The organism is Flavobacteriales bacterium (assembly GCA_030584065.1).
Classification (GTDB): domain Bacteria; phylum Bacteroidota; class Bacteroidia; order Flavobacteriales_F; family PHOS-HE28; genus PHOS-HE28.
In genome coordinates this window covers 356,349-375,599 of record CP129489.1, presented here as the reverse complement: position 1 = coordinate 375,599, position 19,251 = coordinate 356,349, and the positions used below count along the sequence as shown (strand labels likewise).

Here is a 19,251-nt window from a genome sequence, read left to right as displayed (position 1 = left end):
TCGACCCCATGTACGGCGCAACGCAGCTCTTCCTGATCTACTCCGGGCTCTTCTTCGCGGCCTTGGTCTTCAGCCTGCTCGTGAACTCGCTGTTCATGCGCTTCGCGCGCACGCTGGGCATCCGGGAGAAGGACCAGATGCTGGTGCGCTGGAGCAGCAGCCACAAGCCGGCCTTCGGCGGCATCGGCTTCTACATCCTGTTCCTGGCCTGCTTCTCGCTGCACGGGGTCATCTTCCCGGGCGAAGCCGGCGCCACCCTCAAGCCCGAGCTGCTCGGCCTGCTGGCCGCGACCTCGCTCGGCTTCCTCATGGGCCTGGCCGACGATGCGTACAACACCCGCCCCCTGCTGAAGTTCCTGGTGCAGCTCGCCTGCGGCGGCATCCTCATCGCCACCGGCACCACCATCGACCTCTTCGAGGCTCCCTGGGCCAACCATGCGCTCACGCTCCTCTGGGTGGTGGGCATGATGAACTCCATCAACATGCTCGACAACATGGACGCCATCACCACGGTGGTCTCCATCGCCATCCTCGCCGCCGCCGTGGTGGCGCTCATCGTGCGCGATGCCATGGAACCCGTGTACATGGTGCTCATGGTGGGGGTGATGGCCGCCCTCAGCGGCTTCCTCTTCTTCAACTGGCACCCCTCCCGCATGTTCATGGGCGATACCGGCAGCCAGTTCCTGGGCGTGCTGCTCGCCTTCGTCGGCATCCGCTTCTTCTGGAACGGCGAATCGCCCACCGGCGCCTGGGAGCCCGCCCGGCAGATGATCGCGCCCCTCACCGTGTTCCTGCTGCCGATCGCCGACACGGCCACCGTCTCCATCAACCGCGTGATGCGCGGCCGCAGCCCCTTCGTGGGCGGGCGCGACCACACCACCCACCACCTGGGCTACCTGGGGCTCAGCGACGGCCAGGTGGCCCTTGTCTTCATCGGCATCAGCCTGGTGAACGTCTTCCTCACCTTCGTGATGTGCCGTTTCGTCACGGTCTGGACGAACCTGCACACCGGTATCTTCGTTGCATACGGCCTGGCCGTCTTCGGCACGCTTTTCTCCATCACCCACCGGTCCAAGCCGCGCCCATGAAACGCAAGCTCCTCCGCCTCGGCTGGCGCACCGCGCTATGGATGGCCCTGCTGGCCGGCGGTTCGGCCGCGCTGCACCTGTTCACCTTTTCCGCCAGCAGCGCCGAGTCCGACCTGGACCACCTGCGCCACTTCAACGACGGCTACAAGGTCTTCTCCCTCACGCTGCCCAATGAGCTCTCCTTCTGCGGCGAACCGGTGCCGCTGGACCGCATCGACGTGCGCGAGCGGCTCGACCGCGAGCTCCTGGTGAACACCTACTGGCAGAGCAACACCCTCCTGGCGCACAAGCGGGCCAATCGGTGGTTCCCCCTCATCGAGGAGGTACTGAAGCGCGAGGGCGTGCCGGACGACATGAAGTACCTGGCCTTGGTGGAGAGCAACTTCACCAATGTGGTCTCGCCCGCCGGCGCGGCCGGATACTGGCAGTTCATGAAGGAGACCGGCCAGGGCTACGGGCTGGAGGTGAACGGCGAGGTGGACGAGCGTTACAACGTGGAGAAGAGCACCGTGGCCGCCTGCAAGTACCTGAAGGCGGCCTATGCCAAGTACGGCAGCTGGGCACTCGCCGCGGCGGCCTACAACCTCGGCCCCGGCGGCGTGGACAAGCAGCTGGGCCGCCAGAAGAAGGAGAGCTACTTCGACCTCCTGCTGCCGGAGGAGACGAGCCGCTACGTGTTCCGGATCCTCGCCATGAAGGAGATCATCCGCGAGCCGCAGCGCTACGGATTCCACCTGCGGAAGCGCGACCTCTACCCGCCCTATGCCACCCGGCCCATCGAGGTGAAGGGCCCGATCGAGGACATCGCGGCCTTCGCCCTCCGGCACGGCACCGATTACAAGACCGTGAAGCTGCTCAACCCCTGGCTGCGCGACACCCGCCTCACCAACAAGGAGGGCCGGGCCTACACCCTGCTGCTGCCGGGCGAGGGCTTCCATGATGCCCCTGCGGAGCCTTGAAGACTGAAGCCCTGAAGGCCGCCGCCAGCGAGGAAGGCACGGCCGACGACCACATCGAGGTGCTCGGTGCCCGGGTGCACAACCTGAAGGACATCGATGTGCGCATACCGCGCGACAAGCTGGTGGTGATCACCGGGCTCAGCGGCAGCGGCAAGAGCTCCCTGGCCTTCGATACGATCCACGCCGAGGGGCAGCGGCGCTACATCGAGACCTTCAATGCCTATGCCCGCCAGTTCCTCGGCGGCATCGAGCGGCCCGACGTGGACCTGATCACCGGGCTCAGCCCCGTGATCGCCATCGAGCAGAAGACGATCAGCCGCAACCCGCGCAGCACCGTGGGCACGGTGACGGAGATCTACGACCTGCTGCGCCTGCTCTATGCGCGCGTGGCCGATGCCTACTCGCACGTCACCGGCGAGCCCATGGTACGCTACACCGACCAGCAGATCGTGGAGCTGGTGGCCGAGGCCTACGCCGGCAAGGAGGTGCTCATCCTGGCGCCGCTCGTGCGCGGCCGCAAGGGCCACTACCGCGAGCTCTTCGAGCAGCTGCTGCGCCAGGGCTTCCTGCGGGCCCGCGCCGATGGCGAGGTGCTCGACCTCACGGGCCGCCCCCGGCTCGACCGCTACAAGGTGCACGACATCGAGCTGGTGGTGGACCGCATCAAGGTGAGCGAAGGCAGCGGCAAGCGGCTGGCCGAGACCATCCAGACCGCGATGAAGTACGGCAAGGGCAGCCTCATGGTGGTGGAGGCCAAGGGCCAGCACGCGCCGCGGTTCCTGAGCCGCCACCTCATGTGCCCCACCAGCGGCATCGCCTACGAGGAGCCTGAGCCCAACCTCTTCAGCTTCAACAGCCCCTACGGTGCCTGCCCCCGGTGCAGCGGCCTGGGCCAGGTGACGGAGGTGGCGCTGGACAGGATCGTGCCCGACCGCAGCAAGAGCATCCGCAAGGGCGCCATTGTCGCGCTCGGCAGCTACAAGAGCAACTGGGTGTTCAAGCAGGTGGAGGCCGTGCTGGAGAGCTTCGGACACGACCTGGACACGCCCGTTGAGGAGATGGAGGACGCGGTGCTGGCGGCGCTGCTCAACGGCCTGGACGAGCCGCTGCGCGTGAGCAGCAGCATCGGCCTGAGCGACCGCACCGTGCAGTTCGAAGGCATCATCCCCTTCATCCTGGAGCAGGCCGAGGAAGGCCCGAAGACCGCGCAGAAATGGGCGGCCGGCTTCACCCACATGGTGAGCTGTCCTGAATGCGGCGGCGCCCGGCTGAAGAAGACCGCCCTGCATTTCCGCCTGGACGGCCGCAGCATCACCGAGCTCGCCCAGCTGCCCATCAACGGGCTGCACGCCTTCATGTCGGGCCTGACTGACCGGCTGAGCGGGACCAAGGCACTGATCGCGCGCGAGGTGGTGAAGGAGATCACCGCACGGAGCGGCTTCCTGCTCGATGTGGGCCTGGAGTACCTCACCCTCGACCGCAGCGCGCGGTCCCTGAGCGGCGGTGAGGCCCAGCGCATCCGCCTGGCCACGCAGATCGGCAGCCAGCTCACCGGCGTACTCTACATCCTCGATGAACCCAGCATCGGGCTTCACCAGCGCGATGACCAGCGGCTCATCGGCAGCCTGCGCAACCTGCGCGACGGCGGCAACAGCGTGCTGGTGGTGGAGCATGACAAGGAGATGATGCTGAGCGCCGACCACCTGATCGACATCGGCCCCGGCGCGGGCGAGCACGGTGGACGGATCGTGGCCGAGGGCCACCCCAAGGAGCTCCTGCGCGGCGACAGCGTGACGGCACGCTACCTCCGCAACGAGCTGCGCATCGAGGTGCCGGCCGAGCGCCGCCGGGGCAGCGGCAAGCGGCTCTCGCTGCGCGGTGCCTCGGGCAACAACCTCAAGGCGGTGGACGTGGACTTCCCGCTGGGCACCTTCATCTGCGTCACCGGGGTGAGCGGGAGCGGCAAGAGCACCCTCATCGGCGATACCCTCTACCCCATCCTCAGCAGGCACTTCTACCGCAGCGACCTGCAGCCGCTGCCCTACGACTCCGTGCGCGGCCTGGAGCACATCGACAAGGTGATCGAGGTGGACCAGAGCCCCATCGGTCGCACCCCGCGTAGCAATCCGGCCACCTACACCGGGCTCTTCGACCACATCCGCGACCTGTTCGCCCAATTGCCCAGCGCCAAGATCCGCGGCTACAAGGCCGGCCGCTTCAGCTTCAACACCGCCGGCGGGCGCTGCGAGACCTGCAAGGGGGCCGGGCTGCGCACCATCGAGATGAACTTCCTGCCCGATGTAGCGGTGCCCTGCGAAACCTGCCGCGGCAAGCGCTACGATCGGGAGACCCTCGAGGTGCGCTTCAAGGGCAAGAGCATCGCCGATGTGCTGGACATGCCGGTGGAGGAGGCGGCCGCCCTCTTCGCCGACATCCCCCAGATCAGCCAGAAGCTGCGCACCCTGCTCGAGGTGGGCCTTGGCTACGTGAAACTGGGGCAGAGCAGCACCACGCTCAGCGGCGGGGAGGCGCAGCGCATCAAGCTGGCCACCGAGCTGAGCCGCAAGGGCACCGGCAGCACCTTCTACATCCTCGACGAGCCCACCACCGGCCTCCATTTCGACGACGTGAAGCAGCTCATCGCCGTGCTGCAGCGCCTGGTTGACCAAGGCAACACCGTGCTGGTCATCGAGCATAACCTCGACATCATCAAGGTCGCCGACCACGTGATCGACATGGGCCCCGAAGGCGGCGCCGGCGGCGGCACGGTGGTGGCCCGGGGGACGCCCGAGGAAGTGGTGCTGATGGGGCGCGGCCACACCTGGCCCTACCTCAAGGCGGAACTCGCCTAGCGCATTTGTCCCGGCGCAACGGTTGATAATGCCGTGGAGGGGCATCGCACGGACACGCGGGCGGTGACTTGCTTCGCTGGGCAGACGCATCCCGAGATGAAGCACGACCACAAATCCAAGGAGGAGAGCGAGCGCCGCATCAAGCGCGCCTTCAAGCGCAAGGGCTGGAGCGAGGTGAAGGCCAACGACAGCTGGGCCATCTTCAAGATCATGAGCGAGTTCGTGGAGGGCTTCGAGGCCATGCAGCGCATCCGGCCCTGCGTGAGCATCTTCGGCAGCGCCCGCACCAAGCCCGATGCTGCGGAGTACACGCTGGCGGAGGAGATCGCCTTCCAGCTCACCGGCAACGGCTACGGCGTCATCACCGGCGGCGGACCGGGCATCATGGAGGCCGCCAACAAGGGGGCCCAGCGCGGGGGCGGCACCAGCGTGGGCCTCAACATCGAGCTGCCGTTCGAGCAATCCTCGAACCCCTACGTGGACAAGGAGAAGAGCCTTCACTTCGACTACTTCTTCGTGCGCAAGGTGATGTTCACCAAGTACTCCCAGGGCTTCATCGTGCTGCCCGGCGGCTTCGGCACGCTCGATGAGCTCTTCGAGGCGCTCACCCTCATCCAGACACAGAAGATCGGCCGCTTCCCCATCATCCTGGTCGGCAAGCGCTACTGGCAGGGCCTGCTGGACTGGATCAAGCACACCATGGGCGAGAAGCAGGGCTACATCAACCCGGAGGACCTCGACCTCTTCAGCGTGGTGGACAAGCCGGAGGATGCCGTGGAGGCCATCAATGCGTTCTACAGCAAGTACATGCTGAAGCCGAACTTCTAGGCACTGATCACCAGCTGCCGCCGGCTCCGCCTCCGCCGAAGCTGCCCCCGCCGAAGCCGCCGAAGCCGCCGCCTCCGCCCCGGAAGCCCCTGAAGCCTCCCGTGGTGCCGTGATGCCCGCCGCCCTGGCGGCGGTCCATCTGGCTGAGAAGCCACATGGCCGTCCAGAAATCGAGCCGGTTGGTGCGGGCATACCGCTTCACGCGCCCGCGCCAAGCCAGGAACATGAGCAGCATGATGAAGGCCATGAGCAGCATCGGCGCCCACGGCACGCCCTTGCGGCCATAGCTCTTGTGATCGAATTCGCCCTTGGCCAATGGCATGAGCACATCCAGCGCCGCCTCGATCCCTTCGGCGAAGCGCCCGTCGCGGAAGCGCGGCAGCACCTCGTTCTCCACGATCCGCTTGCACGTGGCATCGGGTATCGGCCCTTCGAGGCCGTAGCCCGTGGCGATGAAGACCTTGCGCTGGCCGGCGGCGCCGGTGGGCTTGATGAGGAAGACGATGCCGTTGTCGAAGCCCTTCTGCCCGATGCCCCAGCGCTCCCCCACCTGAAAGGCGAGGTCGCTGGCTTCCGTACCGCATAGGGTATCCACGATGAGCAGCAGGATCCTGTTGCTCGTCTCGCGCGCAAAGGCCGTGAGGCGGCTGTTGATGCGCGCCTCCTCCTCGGCGGCGAGCAGGTCGGTGTATGACCACACCAGGCGGTCCTGCCGGGCCTCAGCGGGAGGCGCAAGGCTGCAATCGAACCGCGCCGCATGGACGCCCAACGCAAGCAGCGCGAAGCCGATGGCCGCCAGGGTCCTCATCGCTTGCCGATGCTCACCTCGTTGCTGAGCTCGTCGCGGTCTCCGGTCCTGTGCGGATGGAAGGCGCGCAGCTTCTCCCCCACCAGGCGCACGGCCTCGCAGAGCCCCTCGGCATTCCGGGATGCCGCGAAATGGAGCTTCAGCACCCCCACCACATCGGTCCAGAAGCCGGGCGGCACGCGCTCGTTGATGCCCTTGTCTCCGATCACCGCCACCTTGCGGTCGGCGACGCAGATGTAGATGAGCACGCCGTTGCGGTCGGCCGTCCGGTGCATGCCGAGCTCCTCGAAGATGAAAGCCGCATGGTCCAGGACATCCTCCTCGATGTGGTCCTCCAGGTGCACGCGGATCTCGCCGGACGTGCGGCGCTCGGCCTCCGCTATGATGGCGGAGACCTGCTGCCGCTCCGCATCGGTCAGGAAGTCCTCTGCCGTGAGCCCGCTCACTGGAAGGAGATGTCGGGAGCGTTCTCGGTTCCTTCGGCGGCCTTGAAGTAGCCCTTCTCCGCGAATCCGAAGAAGCCCGCGAGCAGGTTGCCGGGGAACCGCTTCACGCGCAGGTTGTACACCCGCACGGCGTCGTTGAACTTGCGGCGCTCCACGCTGATGCGGTTCTCCATGCCCTCGTACTGCGCTTGGAAATCGCGGAAAGCGGCCACCGCCTTCAGGTCGGGGTACCGCTCGATGGTGACCAGCAGGCGCGAGAGGGCGCCGCTGAACTGGGCCTGTGCCTCCTCGAACGCGGCCAGGTTCTCCGGGGTGAGCTGATCGGCCGTGAGGTTGATGCCCGTGGCCTTGCTCCGCGCCTCGATCACCTGGGTGAGGGTCTCCTGCTCGAAATCGGCGGCGCCCTTCACGATCTCCAGGAGGTTCTTGGTCTTGTCAGCCCGCTCCTGATAGCGCACCAGCACATCGCCCCATACCTTCTCAACCGCTTCGTTGGCTGCGACGGTTCCGTTGTAGTACGACATGGCCCAGAGCGCGATGAGTCCCACTGCACCGAGGGCGATGATGAGGCCGAGGAATTTTCTCATGGTTTGGTTGGCCGATTGGTATGGCGCCGCGAAAATACCCCATCGCGCGGGTACCGCTCCACCGGCGCCCGCCTCCGTGATGAGCGGTCCGCCGCCCTTACCGCCGGCAGCCTAGCGAAGCAGCAGGCGCACGCTCGTTCTCTCGTCCCCGCTCACGAAGCGCACGGCATAGGTGCCCGGGGCCAGGCCATCGGTGGCGAAGGTGAGCCGCGCACCGGCCTGGAGGCGCTCCAGCGGGCGCACAGTGCGCCCCAAGGCATCGAGCAGCTCCACCGTCCCTCCAAGGGACGCCGGGGCGAGCACCGTCACCTGTCCCTCGGCCGGATTCGGGAAGACCTGCAGGGCCCCGGCGGCCGGCGCCGAAATGCCGGTGACGACCTCCTCGGGCGAGTAATGGAACCGGGCCGCCGTCGGCTGCCCGGCCACGGTGGTGATCACCAGCACGGGCTCATCCATGCCCTGCGCGATCCACTTGTACTCCACCGTTTCCGGCTCATCGAATGCGAAGCCCTGCCCGAACTGCTCCACATAGCCGGAATCGTTGCGCTGCAGCACCGACTTCACCCGCAGCACCTCGAAGGTGTCGGCAGGCAGGTAGAGCGTGCCCCAGCCATCCACCTCATTGAAGCGCCACTGGCGCTGGGTGAAGCTGAAGAGCGAGGGGATGGTGAGCTCGAATTCGCTGTAGCTCGTATCCATGTCGCCATAGGCCATGGGGAAGCGGTGCACCCAATCCACGGGGGTGCGGCGCACGCTCGAAGGCGCGCCGTTCACGTTGGCGCCAAAGCCCACATTGCGGAATCCGGCGGTGTCCTTCTTGAAGTACTCGAAGACGTTGGTGACCGTGAGCACCTGGAAGCTGAAGCCCTGCCCCCGAACGGCATAGCTGGCCTGGTGCTCCGGGTAGAGGAAGGGATTATTGAAGTAGAACTGGTACAGGAGCGGCGAGGAAGCCACCGCCACGCAGGTATCCGCGGCCTCCTGGTCCGGGGTGAGCATGCTGAAGTCCCAGATGTAACCCGCCTCGGTGGCCACCGGATCGAGCCCGGCGGCGACGGTGCTGAAATAGCGCACGGTATCACCGGCATCGGGCATGTCCGAAAGGCCGATGGTGATCTGCGCCCGAAGGGCGAGGGGTGCGAGGAGCAGCAAGGCGAATGGGAAGCGCATGGGGCGGGGGGATGGCCTGCGAAGCTATCCGGTACGAGGCTTGCCTATGGCTCTGAGCCTGCCCGTTGCGGGCACTACCTTTGACTCCCACATGCGCATCGCACTCCTGGCCCTTCTGCTGCTGCCCGGCCTGGCGGCCTTGGCCCAGCCCGACAAGCCCAAGCTGGTGCAGTTCAGCGGGGTGGTGGTCACCGACAGCCTCAGCCCGGTGCCCTTCACCAATATCCTGGTGAAGAACACCTACCGCGGCACGATGAGCGATGTGTACGGCTACTTCAGCTTCGTGGCCCAGGAGGGCGATACGGTGCTGTTCAGCGCGCTGGGCTTCACGCGCACGCAGTACGTCATCCCCTCTGAGCTGCCGGAGAACAAGTACTCCATGATCCATGTCATGGCCCGGGACACCATCTGGCTGAAGGAGCAGGTGGTGGTGCCCTGGCCCTCGCGCGAGCAGTTCGCCGAGGCCTTCCTCAACCTGCGGCTGCCGGCCGATGAGTACCAGCTGACGATGCGCAACCTATCGCCCGCCGAAATGGTGCAGCGCATGGAGAACCTCCCCCCCGATGCGGCCCAGAGCTACCATTACCAGATGGCGCTGGACCAGACCAGGCTGTATTACAGCGGCGGGACCCCGAACATCAACCTGTTCAACCCCATCGCCTGGGCGCAGTTCATCCAGGCCTGGCAGAGCGGGAAGTTCAAGAAGCAGTAGGTGCCCGCTCAGGGCAGGTTGCACCAGTATTCCGCCTTCTCGGGATCGCAGCGCTCGAAGAGCGGCAGTTCCATGCCCGGTCGCACGAGCAGGAGCTCCCACGGGTCGATGACCGTGAGGTAGCGCTCGCCTTCCTTGGTGGGCTCCAGCGCGAGTGCCCGCTCATGGGCGCGCTCGGTGCGCGGACGGCAGAGCTCCAAGCGCAGGAGGGCGCCCTCACCGATGCCTGTGCGCTTGGTGAAGGCACGCATCTCCATGTGACCCGAGAGCAGCGCCTGGTGCAGGTTCTCGGCGCGCTGCGAGCGCCAGACATCGCGTCCGGCCTGTTCGCGCTGCTGACGCCAAGCATCGAATTGCTCCTTCGTCGGCTCCGCGTAAGTGGGCTTGAATGGCGCCTTGGGCGCAGGGTCCTTCTTCAAGGCCGTGTAGAGCGCTGCGCTCTGTCCGGGGCGCACGAGGATCAGCTCCTTTTCCGGGATGTAGAGCAGGAAGGGCTCGGCGGCCGGAGTGGGCACATACCCGTGGTAGCGCTGGAATTCCTCATTCACCTCGCGGCGCCGCAGCAGGCCGAGCCGGACCAGGGGCCCAAGGTCGTTCCTGCGGCCGAGGAAATCGCTCAGTTCCTCATAGCCCTGCTCCCGTGAGCGCAGAATCCTGTTGTACCGCGCCTCGAACACCGCCGCTGTCATGGCGCCAAGGTCCGAAGGCACCCTTCGCCCGCACCGGGCCGGCGCACCGGATCACGAACCAAGCGGTGTTGATCACCCCCTGCCGGGCCTCACGGGGCCACGATCCGCAAGGCTTTGCGGGCATCACCCCCCGTGAGCCGCACCAGCAGCACCTGCCCTGGGGTGCCCGGGATGTCCACATGCCAGGACGCCTTCACGGCGCGACTGGGGCCGTAGGTCGCGAGCAGGGCACCTTGTGCGTCAAAGACCTCGATGCCCAAGGCGGCGCCGGCCGGGTTCTCCGCGAAGACCACGAATCCTGATGCACCGACCACCGGCACGGCCGTGAATGCCGCCGACGCCGCCACCCGCTCGGGGAGGCCGGTGCTGAGGTCGCAGGCGTCGGGGTCAACCAGGTTCACCGCGCCGGGGGTGCTGCACATGAGGGCGAAGTCCGCCGCATTGTCCCCGGAATCCGCCCCATCGGGGTAACGGCCGATGCTGATACCTCCTACCAGGTTGGAGTCCTCCACCGGAGTACCCGTCCCTTCCGTGTAGCCGGGCACCGAACCGCCATAGCTCAGGGCATCGATCACCATGGGGACGGGCTGGGTGGTGACCAGGGCGATGGCGTCGGGCGAGCCGTTCTGGATGAGGTTGGTGGCCGGGCTCACCACCGCATCGCATTCGGGAACCGCCGCGCTGGCGCAGATCACGAAATACTCTCCGGGGCCCAGTGCGGGCCAGGAAGCGCTCTCCAGGGTGCGGTAGACCACCGCACCACCGGCATTCCCATTCACCATCACCACCTGCAGGTACTGGAGCGGGAAGGCGCTGGTGCCAACGTTGAGGATCTCGATGTACTCCGCGGCATCGGTGCCGAGCTGGTCGTAGTCGACCTCGTTGATGACGACCTGGGCCTGGACCGAAAGGCCGGCCATCGCGGCCGCCATCGCCCCCATGGACCTCGGCCGGCGGTGCATATGCCTGCGATGAGCCTTCATGCGGTGATGCTCCATCCAATGATCACTGTTTCACGAACCGGGCCTGGCGGATGCCATCCGGCTGGAGCACGCGCACGAGGTAGGCGCCCTGGGGCAGGGCCGACACGCTTAGGCGACCGGCAGCCACACGGCCGCTCCACACCAGCTTGCCCGTGGCATCCAGCACCTCCACCGGAGCCATCGGATCGTAGCCGGAGAGCGTCACCTGCTCAGTGGCCGGGTTCGGGGCGATGCTGAAAGACGGCTCTTCATGGCCCGGCACGCTGGTGAAGGTGCCTTGCACGATGGTATGCACGGTATTGATGGCGGGGCCCTTGATCACCTCCACGTCGCCATTCGGCCAGCGGATGCTCACTTCCTCCACCTGCGTGTCGGAACCCAGGCCGAAGTGAGCACCGATGAAGCTCATGTAGCGGAAACCGTCTCCGCTACGGATATCGCGAATCTGGGTGCCCAGCGCGCTGGTGATGGTCACCCGGGCACCGATGGCGTCGCGGTTGCTGAGGCTGCCCACGGGGTTGATGCGGATCCAGTTGTTGGCGTTGCCCCCGTTGCGATGGTAGCCGGAACCCGTGCAGATGTCCAGGAATCCGTCGTTGTTCATGTCCCCGATGGCGTGGTTGTCCGGAGCGTCGGCATCATGGCTGAAGGTTCCGTTGCCGTTGTTGTAGTGCAGCGCCCCACCGCCGAGGATGTCCACCCAGCCATCGTTGTTGAAGTCGTGCGCCGTCCATTCGATGCTCTGGCCGCTCCAGGTATCCATGCCGCTGGCGGCCGTGGCATTGGAGAAGCCTCCCGCGCCATCGTTGAGCATCAGCTTGTGGTATCCGCTGCTGCTGGCGCCGATCAGCACGTCCATGTCGCCGTCGTTGTCGAAGTCGCCCCAGGCGCTGCTCCAGCTCTGGTGACCGTCGGCCAGGCCCTGCGCCGGCGCCACATTGGTGAACGCCCCCACCCCATCGTTGAGCATCATCAGGTCGTTGGGGTCGCATCCGCACTTGGCCACGAAGAGGTCCATGGCACCGTCGTTGTCGATGTCGGTGAAGATGCTGCCGTAGTTGCCGCAGGTGGTGCCGTAGCCGCCCTGGGTGAAGGTGAGGTTACCGAGGCCGTCATTGATGAAGGCCACGTTCGCATCCACATCGTGGCATACGAAGGCGTCGAGGTGGCCATCGAGATTGATGTCGACGAAGTTGGTGCGCTGGCTGAAGATGTACTCCGGGAAGGAGATCTCGGTGTAGGCCGTGCCGTCCGCATTCGCCTTCATGAAGGTGGCGCCGCTTCCGCCGCCGTAGAGCAGATCGCGGTGGCCGTTGCTGTCCCAGTCGCCCACGGCGAAGCTCCACGACGCCGTGTTGTCCGCAGCGGTGGTCGGATAGGTGGTGGGGGTGAAGCCGCCTCCCGGCTGCTGGTGGCTCACGGTGAAGCTGGTGTACCCTGGTGCCACGGCATCGTCGCGGCCATCGTCATTCATGTCCACGGCGCCCATGATGGCACCCGAGCCCGGGATGGATACGGCCGTGAAGGTGACCATGCCCTCCGGCGGGGGCGGCACGAACAGCTCGGAGAGCTGGAAGGTGAATCCGTTGGCCGTCCAATAGCTATCGAAGGCGATGGTGTAGGTGACCCCTGCCTCCACTTCGAAATTGGCGATGCTGGAGTAGCCGGGGCCGGTGTCATCGTCGCCCGCCACGCAGGTGAGGGCGACGCAGGACCCCGAGTAGACATGGAAGCGGGTATCCACCGTGGGGTAGCCCTCCACATAGGTGCTCAGGCGCAGCATGGTGTCATTGGCGGCGGTGAACCTGAACCAAGCGCCATAGCTGGGCGAGCCACCGCCCACGCAATACGCGGTGGGGGGCGCACCGGTGAGCGGGGCCACGGTGTAGGTGCCCAGCGTGATGGACTGTGCCGTCATGCAGGAGGACTGCGCGCGCAGGGCCGTTGCAGCGGTTCCGAGCGCCAGCAGCGAGAGGAGGAATCGTTTCATGGGGAGGGATGAGCGGGAAAGATACCCGGATCCCTGTAGCGCGGGCACCGGAGTGCGCCCTTCCGGTACCGGCGGTTGCATTCCCAAGCGCTTCGCCCCCAGCCGCTAGCGGACCACCCAGAGGCGCTTGGGCTCGAGCCTGAAGCGCAACTCATGCCCCACCTCCACGCTCTCGCCATCGAGGTGCGCCAGCACGCCCGCTTGATGCACCATGGCCTCGCGCGCCGGGATGGATCGGAGGTATGGGCTCCGGTCCACGCTGCCCGCATAGAGCTGGAAGAAGGCCTTGAGCAGCGCCGGGAATGGCGGCTTGCGCACGAGGCGGAGCTCGGCCATGCCATCGTCCACCCGCGAGCCGGGCGAGATGAGCGCACCGTTCCCGAACTCCCGCGAATTGGCGAAGACGAGCATGAGGACCTGCTCCTCGATGGTCTCGTGGTTCGCCTTCACCACCACCCGCATGGGCTGGGCGCTGAAGACCTCGCGCAGGATGATGCGGGCATAGTTCCAGGCGCCGCGCGAGCTGCGCTCGAACGCTGCCGCCACCCGGGCATCGAACCCGATGCCGGCGGTGCCGACGAACAGCCGGTCGTTCAGGTAGCACACGTCCACCGGCCGGGCTTCCCCGGTCAGGGCCAGCTCCATCGCCCTCTGCGGATCCCGCGGCAACTCGAGGGAGCGGACGTATCCGTTCCCGCTGCCCAGGCCGATCACCGCCACGGGCACCCGGGTGCCCACCAGGCCGCATGCCACCGCATTGAGCGTGCCGTCGCCGCCGGCGCTGATCACCCGGTCGAATCCGCGGCTCACGGCCTCCTGCGCGAAGCGGGTGCCATCGCCCGGGCCCTGGACGGTGCGGACCTCCAGCTCGGCGCCGTGCGAACGGGCGCGCTCCTCCGCAAGCCCCTGCACGCGCGGCGCGAGGTGCCGGCCGCTCATCGGATTGATCACGAGCATCACCTTCATGGCACGGTGAGCTGGTTCATGCGCATGCGCCGGTTGAACTGCTGCACCGCGGCATGCATGGTGGCGACGGTGCTGTCACGGAGGTCCATGCCCTTCATCCGGTGCGGATCGCCCTTGAAATGCAGCACCCCGCCGTCGTGCATGGCCATGTATCCGCCCATCACGCGCACGATGGCCAGCGGCTGCCGCTCGCGCCGCACCGCGCTGCTCCCGAAGCTGAAGAAGCGGCCGGTGTGGCCGAGCAGGTCGAGCACCGTGGGCATCACATCGATCTGCTGCGTCACATGGTCCACCACCGCGGGCTCCAAGGCGCCCGGCATGTAGTAGACCAGGGGCACCCAGTAATCCACCGCAGCGCTGTAGTGCTGACCGGTGCGCTCGATGTCCGCGGTGTGGTCCGCCGTGACCACGAAGAGCGTGCGGCTGAACCACGGCTGGCGCGCCGCCTCCCGGAAGAAGCCGCGCAGCGCATCGTCCGCATACCGCAGCGCGGGATGGATGGGATGCGTACCGCCGGCGAAGCGCTGCGCATCCCCGGAGGGCAGCTCATAGGGATGGTGCGAGCTCAGCGTGAAGACGGTCCCCATGAAGGGCTCGGGTTCCCGGCCGAGCCGATCGATGAAGTGCCGCAGGAAGGGCTTGTCGCGGATGCCCCAGGTGCCGTCATGGTCGGATTCCGGTCCGGGGTATTCGTTGAGCCCGATGTAACGGTCGAAGCCTGCGCTGCGGCTGAAGGCATCGAAGCCCATGGTGCCGTTGCGCCCGCCGTGGAAGAAGCTCGTGGCATAGCCCTCCTCCTTCAGCACGCCGGCCAGCGAGGTGAACCTCGACTGCGCGTAGGGCGAATGCACGAAGGCCTCATCCATGAGCTCGGGCATCGACGCCAGGATGGCCGGGATGCCGTCCACGCTGCGGCGCCCGTTCGCGTAAGCCCGTGCGAAGCACAGCCCCTCTCCCATCAGCGAATCGAGGAAGGGCATGTAGCCCGCACCGCCGTTGAGGCGTCCGCTATAGACCGAGGAGAAGCTCTCGAGGATGATGACCACCACATTGGGCCGCTGCAGCGCCATGCCGCTGTCGCCGGCCAGCGCGCGCGCAGCGATGCCGTGCAGGGGACCCTCCGCGTAGGCGTGCTCCACGGGCCAGAGCCGGTCGGCCTCCTCCTGCGGCAGGAAGATCCTCTCCGGCAGCACCGGCTTGCCCAGGCTCATCAGCATGGTGAAAGGCGTGTTCAGCACCACCGGCACGTGCTCCGGCTCGGCGTGGTCGGCGGCATTCATCACATTGAGCGGGATGAGCTGGAGCCCGCCGCGCGAGGCCACGGCGATGATCGCCACGGCGGCCGCGCGCCAGGCCACGCGCCGCCAGACAGGCTGGGGATCGCCGGACGCCAGCCGGGCCGCCCTGCCGTATGCCCAGGCCAGGGCCCAGATGCAGGCGATGTAGATGAGCACCACGTACCAGAAGTCGCGCACGAAGACGGGGGCGAGGCTCAGCGTGTCACCGCCGCCGGCCATGATCCCGAACAGGTCGGCCGTGCTGCGCTTGAGGGTGAAGCGGTAGTACTCGAGGTCGGTGCAGGCGAAGAAGAGCGCCACCGCATTGCCGATGAGGTAGAGCCAGCGCTTCGGCTGCGCCCAGCGTCCGCGCTCACCCACCGCTGCCATGCTGAGCAGGACCCAGGGCAGATTGACCCACGCGATGGCGCTGAGGTCGAACCGGATGCCCATGATGTAGGTGCCAAAGGGCACCGCCGGGAACTCCCCCTTGTTGAGCAGGACGAAGGCGAAGCGGAGCAGCGTGTAGACGACCGCCACGGCCGCCAGGCGCGTCAGCAGCACGGTGAGCGGTCCCCGGATGCGCACGGCGCCAAAGATGCGCAACGCTCAGTGCGCCGGCACGGCATGCACGTGCCGGCCCTCCGCCTCGAACAGGTGCACCACGGGATGCTCCTGCCCCAGCAAGGGAAGCGATTGCAATCGGCGGTCGGCCACCACGTACCGGATGCCACCGTCCCGGAAGAGCGCCTGCAGCGCGCCCAGGTCGAACGGCGGCGACAGGCTCCATTCCACGATGTCCTTCTGCGGCAGCTGGCCCAGCCCGTTGAGCAGGAGCTCCAAGTGGCCCCGGTAGGTGATGAAGACGCGGTCGCTCCGGGTGAGGCCTTCGGCTTGCATGGCCCCCAGGATGGCATGGTCCGCATGCCAGTCTGCCGCGTGCGCAGCGCGCAGCGCTTCATCGCCCCACCGCCCCTGCAGCAGCCGTGTGCGATGCACGCCGAAGAGCAGGCCATAGGCGAGCACCCCGGTGCGCAGCGCAGCACCCCACCGTCCTGCGCAGGCCGGCAGCCAGGCCAGCCCCACCGCTGCCGCCAGGATCTCGGCCTCCACCAGGTAGTTGAGGCCGCTGCCCCGCTTCAATCCGAAGAGCAGGCCGCTCAGCAGGGCAACGGCCCCTGCTGCAACGACGGTGGCCCCTGGCCCGTGGCGCCGCCGGAGCACGAGCCCGGCGCCGCCCGCGATGAGCAGCAGCCAGCCCGCGTGGTACTTGAAGATGCCCTTGTCGAACAGCTCCATGAACAGCGTGGGGTCGATGCCGTTGCGCGAGGCCTGCACCAGGTTCTGCCATAGTGCATGCACCGGCCAACAGGCCAGGAGCAGGCCTGCCGCGAGCAGTGCGATGACCAGGGCCGCGAAGGCGAACCGCGCCAGGCCCCGGCGATCGCCGGCCAGCAGCCGGTCGGTTGCCACCATGAGCAGCGCAACGGCCGCGGTCTGCTTGGCGAGCACCGCGGCGACCCCGACGAGCGTCAGGCCGGCGGCCCACGGCCAGCCCCACGAGGCCGTGCGCTGCGGGCGCGCGAGGGCGTGCACCAGGGCCACCACCAGCAGGGTGGCCAGCGCATCGGGCCGGCCGTAGTAGTGCTCGGTGAAGGCCATGAATGCGATGCAGGCCCCCGCGAGGGCCGTGGCGGGCCGGGCGCCCAAGCGGATGCAGAGGCTGAGGACCAGTGCGGCGGTGAGGAGGTTCAGGACGAGCGCCACCGCACGCCCGACACGGAAGAGCAGCACCGTATCCTGCGGCTCCGCGCCCACCGCCCGCGCCGTCGCCGCGGCAAGGGCATGGAACAGCGGCGTGTACTGCACCACCTCGAAAGGCGGCTGCTCGGGATCGGTGTAGAGCGGACGGCCGAGCAGCAGCTTCTGCATGCCATACACGGCATTCAGCTCCGCCCCGCCCAGATCGACACGCAGGTCGGGCACCAGCTGCAGCCGCAGCCAGCCGTGGCCCAGGGCAAGGGCCAGCAGCGCAGCCAGCATCAAGCGCTCGAGGAGGAGGCGCGCACCGGGCATGGCCGCCGAATGTAGGTGCCGGGCCATGGAGGCACGGCTCAGCGCAAAGGCTTGCGGAAGATGCCCAGCAGCGACCGCCCGAAGGCGTGGCCCACCAGCGGGTCCGCCCAGCGCCCCAGCGGCACGATGCAGCGGTCCCAGAAGCGCACCTGCGCTGCGGTGGGCATGGCGCTGCGCATCAGGAGGCGGTTGCCGAGCGAGAGCAGCATGCCCGGGGCATCGAGGTAGCGCAGCAGCTTCACCTCCACGGCAGGCGGCAGCTCCGCGCGCAGCATGGCCTTGGTGTAGCGGCGGTGATGGCCGATGGCGGCATCGAAGGGGCTGTAGAGGAAGGGGAAGGCCGGCACCAGCACCAGCAGGTGGCCGCCAGGCTCAAGCAGCCCGAAGGCGCGCTGGAGCTCGGCGCGGCCATCGGGTATGTGCTCGAGCACATCGAGGTAGAGAATGGCATCGAAGCGCTCGCCGGCGAGGTCGGCGGTGGTGCCCTGGATGCGCCGGGCCCGGGCCAGGACGGGATGCTCCGCGAAGGAGGGCACGCGATCGAGGAGGGCGCGGTCGGGATCGAGGAAGGTGTATGCGCTGACGCCTTGATGCACCAGGTACGGCGCGTTGGCACCGATGCCGCAGCCCGCATCGAGCACGCGCCCGTGCAGGCAGGGCCGCAGCAGGCCGCTGAAGCGGCGCTTCCAGTGGTGCGCCTGGCGGAAGAGCTCCAGTTCGAGCCCCGGATAGGTCATGGGCGGGACAGCACGGTGTAGATGCGGCCCAGGGGCTCGCGGCGACGGGCCGCGTTCACCAGCAGCAGGCCGATGGCGAAGAAGCCCAGGCAGAGGAGCATGCCGTTGAACAGCGATGCGGAGAGCACGCTGGCCCAGCCGGGGATGGCCAGGCCGGTGAACAGCCTGATGCCCACGATGGCCAGCACGCTGAGCAGGAGCACCACGGCCAGCGCCACGAAGGCGCGCAGCATGAAGGCCAGCACCTCCTCGCTGTATTCCACGAGCGAGCCGAAGGCGTGCATGCTGAGGCTGCGCCAGCCCATGCGCGACCGCCCATCGATGCGCGGGCGGCGGTCGCGGACGATGACGCGCTGCGGCAGCTTGAGCCGGCTGAGGAAGGCCGCATAATGGGTGAAGGAGCGCAGCAGCACGGCGTCGAGCGCGCGGCGGTCGATGATGCTGTAGTTGCCGAAGCTGATGCCGCGCCCCACCACCACGCGGAAGAGCGCCCGATAGCCGAGGTAGCCCAGGCGGAAGCCGATGGACTCGGAGCGCCGTCCGCGTCCCACGAAGGCGATGGCGCAATCCTGCAGGGACAGCAGCTCGGCGAGGGCCGCCGGATCGTCCTCGCCATCGCTGTCCATGACGATGAAGCGGTCGGCCGGGAGCCCGGCCGCGAACAGCAGTCCCTGGTGGATGGCCGCCTGATGGCCCAGGTTGCACGGCAGCGCCAGCGCATGCAGCCGCACGTTGGGGGCGGCCGGGGCGTAGGCGCCGAGGCGTGCGGCGGTGCCGTCGGTGCTGCCATCGTCCACCATCACCACGGCGAAGGCGTACGGCAGCGCGGCCAGCACCCCCTCCAGCTCCTGGAGGAAGCGCACGGCCACCTCGCCCTCGTTGAAGCAGGGCGCCACGATGGCGATGGTGCTGGACGGCATGGCGGCGGGCTGACGAAGTAACGGCGCCCGGCGATGCGCCAGGGATGGCAGCGGCGGCTGGCCGCACGCCGGGCCCTGCGGGTGGCAGCAGCGAGGAGGCGACCGGAGGAAGCCCCCGCAGCGCGCCAGCCGCGGCACCGGCGAAGGCCACCACAGCGGACAG

17 protein-coding genes are annotated in these 19,251 nt (G+C 67.5%); 5 read left to right on the top strand and 12 right to left on the bottom strand.

Annotation, left to right across the window (positions count from 1 at the left end; translation table 11 throughout):
* Window positions 1-8 precede the first annotated feature (8 nt).
* From QY325_01585 to QY325_01570, 4 genes are all read left to right on the top strand, one after another.
* The gene (locus tag QY325_01585; protein WKZ66627.1) at window positions 9-1,088 is read left to right on the top strand and encodes an MraY family glycosyltransferase; all 1,080 of its coding nucleotides are present in this window, start codon (window positions 9-11) and stop codon (window positions 1,086-1,088) included.
* Window positions 1,085-2,047, top strand: coding sequence for a lytic transglycosylase domain-containing protein (locus QY325_01580; GenBank protein ID WKZ66626.1), 963 nt, complete (start codon window positions 1,085-1,087; stop codon window positions 2,045-2,047). The genes QY325_01585 and QY325_01580 overlap by 4 nt, the downstream gene beginning before the upstream one ends.
* Entirely contained in the window at window positions 2,044-4,899 is a 2,856-nt protein-coding gene (uvrA, locus tag QY325_01575) for an excinuclease ABC subunit UvrA (GenBank protein WKZ66625.1), read from the top strand. The genes QY325_01580 and uvrA overlap by 4 nt, the downstream gene beginning before the upstream one ends.
* 96 nt (window positions 4,900-4,995) lie before the next feature.
* Window positions 4,996-5,727, top strand: a complete 732-nt coding sequence (locus tag QY325_01570; GenBank protein ID WKZ66624.1) for a TIGR00730 family Rossman fold protein — start codon at window positions 4,996-4,998, stop codon at window positions 5,725-5,727.
* 7 nt (window positions 5,728-5,734) lie between these two features.
* On the opposite strand, the gene QY325_01565 is transcribed toward QY325_01570, so the two are convergent.
* The 4 genes from QY325_01565 to QY325_01550 all read right to left on the bottom strand — a co-directional run bounded on the left by QY325_01565 (window position 5,735) and on the right by QY325_01550 (window position 8,738).
* Entirely contained in the window at window positions 5,735-6,535 is an 801-nt protein-coding gene (locus QY325_01565; protein ID WKZ66623.1) for a TPM domain-containing protein, read from the bottom strand.
* Window positions 6,532-6,981 (bottom strand): TPM domain-containing protein, encoded by a 450-nt coding sequence (locus QY325_01560; GenBank protein ID WKZ66622.1) that lies wholly within the window; start codon window positions 6,979-6,981, stop codon window positions 6,532-6,534. The genes QY325_01565 and QY325_01560 overlap by 4 nt, the downstream gene beginning before the upstream one ends.
* On the bottom strand, window positions 6,978-7,568 hold the full coding sequence (locus tag QY325_01555; protein ID WKZ66621.1) for a LemA family protein: 591 nt from the start codon (window positions 7,566-7,568) through the stop codon (window positions 6,978-6,980). Before QY325_01555 ends, QY325_01560 begins: the two co-directional genes overlap by 4 nt.
* 111 nt (window positions 7,569-7,679) lie before the next feature.
* On the bottom strand, window positions 7,680-8,738 hold the full coding sequence (locus QY325_01550) for a T9SS type A sorting domain-containing protein (protein ID WKZ66620.1): 1,059 nt from the start codon (window positions 8,736-8,738) through the stop codon (window positions 7,680-7,682).
* Between the two features lie 91 nt (window positions 8,739-8,829).
* Between QY325_01550 and QY325_01545 the strand changes: the two genes are divergently transcribed.
* Entirely contained in the window at window positions 8,830-9,450 is a 621-nt protein-coding gene (locus tag QY325_01545; protein ID WKZ66619.1) for a carboxypeptidase-like regulatory domain-containing protein, read from the top strand.
* Between the two features lie 8 nt (window positions 9,451-9,458).
* Here QY325_01545 and QY325_01540 read toward each other — a convergent pair whose 3' ends face one another.
* From QY325_01540 to QY325_01505, 8 genes are all read right to left on the bottom strand, one after another.
* Entirely contained in the window at window positions 9,459-10,139 is a 681-nt protein-coding gene (locus QY325_01540; GenBank protein ID WKZ66618.1) for a hypothetical protein, read from the bottom strand.
* A gap of 89 nt (window positions 10,140-10,228) precedes the next feature.
* Entirely contained in the window at window positions 10,229-11,071 is an 843-nt protein-coding gene (locus QY325_01535) for a lamin tail domain-containing protein (protein WKZ66617.1), read from the bottom strand.
* A 73-nt stretch (window positions 11,072-11,144) separates the two neighbouring features.
* A complete protein-coding gene (locus QY325_01530) occupies window positions 11,145-13,112 on the bottom strand; it encodes an FG-GAP-like repeat-containing protein (protein ID WKZ66616.1) in 1,968 nt (655 codons plus the stop codon).
* 105 nt (window positions 13,113-13,217) lie between these two features.
* Window positions 13,218-14,078: a diacylglycerol kinase family lipid kinase gene (locus QY325_01525; protein WKZ66615.1), complete on the bottom strand. Its 861-nt coding sequence runs from the start codon at window positions 14,076-14,078 to the stop codon at window positions 13,218-13,220.
* Window positions 14,075-15,943: an LTA synthase family protein gene (locus QY325_01520; protein ID WKZ66614.1), complete on the bottom strand. Its 1,869-nt coding sequence runs from the start codon at window positions 15,941-15,943 to the stop codon at window positions 14,075-14,077. The genes QY325_01525 and QY325_01520 overlap by 4 nt, the downstream gene beginning before the upstream one ends.
* A 21-nt stretch (window positions 15,944-15,964) precedes the next feature.
* Entirely contained in the window at window positions 15,965-17,431 is a 1,467-nt protein-coding gene (locus QY325_01515) for a hypothetical protein (GenBank protein WKZ66613.1), read from the bottom strand.
* 38 nt (window positions 17,432-17,469) lie between these two features.
* Window positions 17,470-18,168, bottom strand: a complete 699-nt coding sequence (locus QY325_01510) for a class I SAM-dependent methyltransferase (protein WKZ66612.1) — start codon at window positions 18,166-18,168, stop codon at window positions 17,470-17,472.
* Complete coding sequence (locus QY325_01505; protein WKZ66611.1) at window positions 18,165-19,088, bottom strand: glycosyltransferase; 924 nt, start codon at window positions 19,086-19,088, stop codon at window positions 18,165-18,167. Before QY325_01505 ends, QY325_01510 begins: the two co-directional genes overlap by 4 nt.
* Window positions 19,089-19,251: the final 163 nt, after the last annotated feature.

Coding starts and splice junctions, on each gene's coding strand:
- QY325_01585 (WKZ66627.1), top strand. CDS start 9: ATGTACGGCGCAACGCAGCTCTTCCTGATCTACTCCGGGCTCTTCTTC.
- QY325_01580 (WKZ66626.1), top strand. CDS start 1,085: ATGAAACGCAAGCTCCTCCGCCTCGGCTGGCGCACCGCGCTATGGATG.
- QY325_01570 (WKZ66624.1), top strand. CDS start 4,996: ATGAAGCACGACCACAAATCCAAGGAGGAGAGCGAGCGCCGCATCAAG.
- QY325_01565 (WKZ66623.1), bottom strand. CDS start 6,535: ATGAGGACCCTGGCGGCCATCGGCTTCGCGCTGCTTGCGTTGGGCGTC.
- QY325_01555 (WKZ66621.1), bottom strand. CDS start 7,568: ATGAGAAAATTCCTCGGCCTCATCATCGCCCTCGGTGCAGTGGGACTC.
- QY325_01550 (WKZ66620.1), bottom strand. CDS start 8,738: ATGCGCTTCCCATTCGCCTTGCTGCTCCTCGCACCCCTCGCCCTTCGG.
- QY325_01545 (WKZ66619.1), top strand. CDS start 8,830: ATGCGCATCGCACTCCTGGCCCTTCTGCTGCTGCCCGGCCTGGCGGCC.
- QY325_01540 (WKZ66618.1), bottom strand. CDS start 10,139: ATGACAGCGGCGGTGTTCGAGGCGCGGTACAACAGGATTCTGCGCTCA.
- QY325_01535 (WKZ66617.1), bottom strand. CDS start 11,071: ATGGCGGCCGCGATGGCCGGCCTTTCGGTCCAGGCCCAGGTCGTCATC.
- QY325_01530 (WKZ66616.1), bottom strand. CDS start 13,112: ATGAAACGATTCCTCCTCTCGCTGCTGGCGCTCGGAACCGCTGCAACG.
- QY325_01525 (WKZ66615.1), bottom strand. CDS start 14,078: ATGAAGGTGATGCTCGTGATCAATCCGATGAGCGGCCGGCACCTCGCG.
- QY325_01515 (WKZ66613.1), bottom strand. CDS start 17,431: ATGCCCGGTGCGCGCCTCCTCCTCGAGCGCTTGATGCTGGCTGCGCTG.
- QY325_01510 (WKZ66612.1), bottom strand. CDS start 18,168: ATGACCTATCCGGGGCTCGAACTGGAGCTCTTCCGCCAGGCGCACCAC.
- QY325_01505 (WKZ66611.1), bottom strand. CDS start 19,088: ATGCCGTCCAGCACCATCGCCATCGTGGCGCCCTGCTTCAACGAGGGC.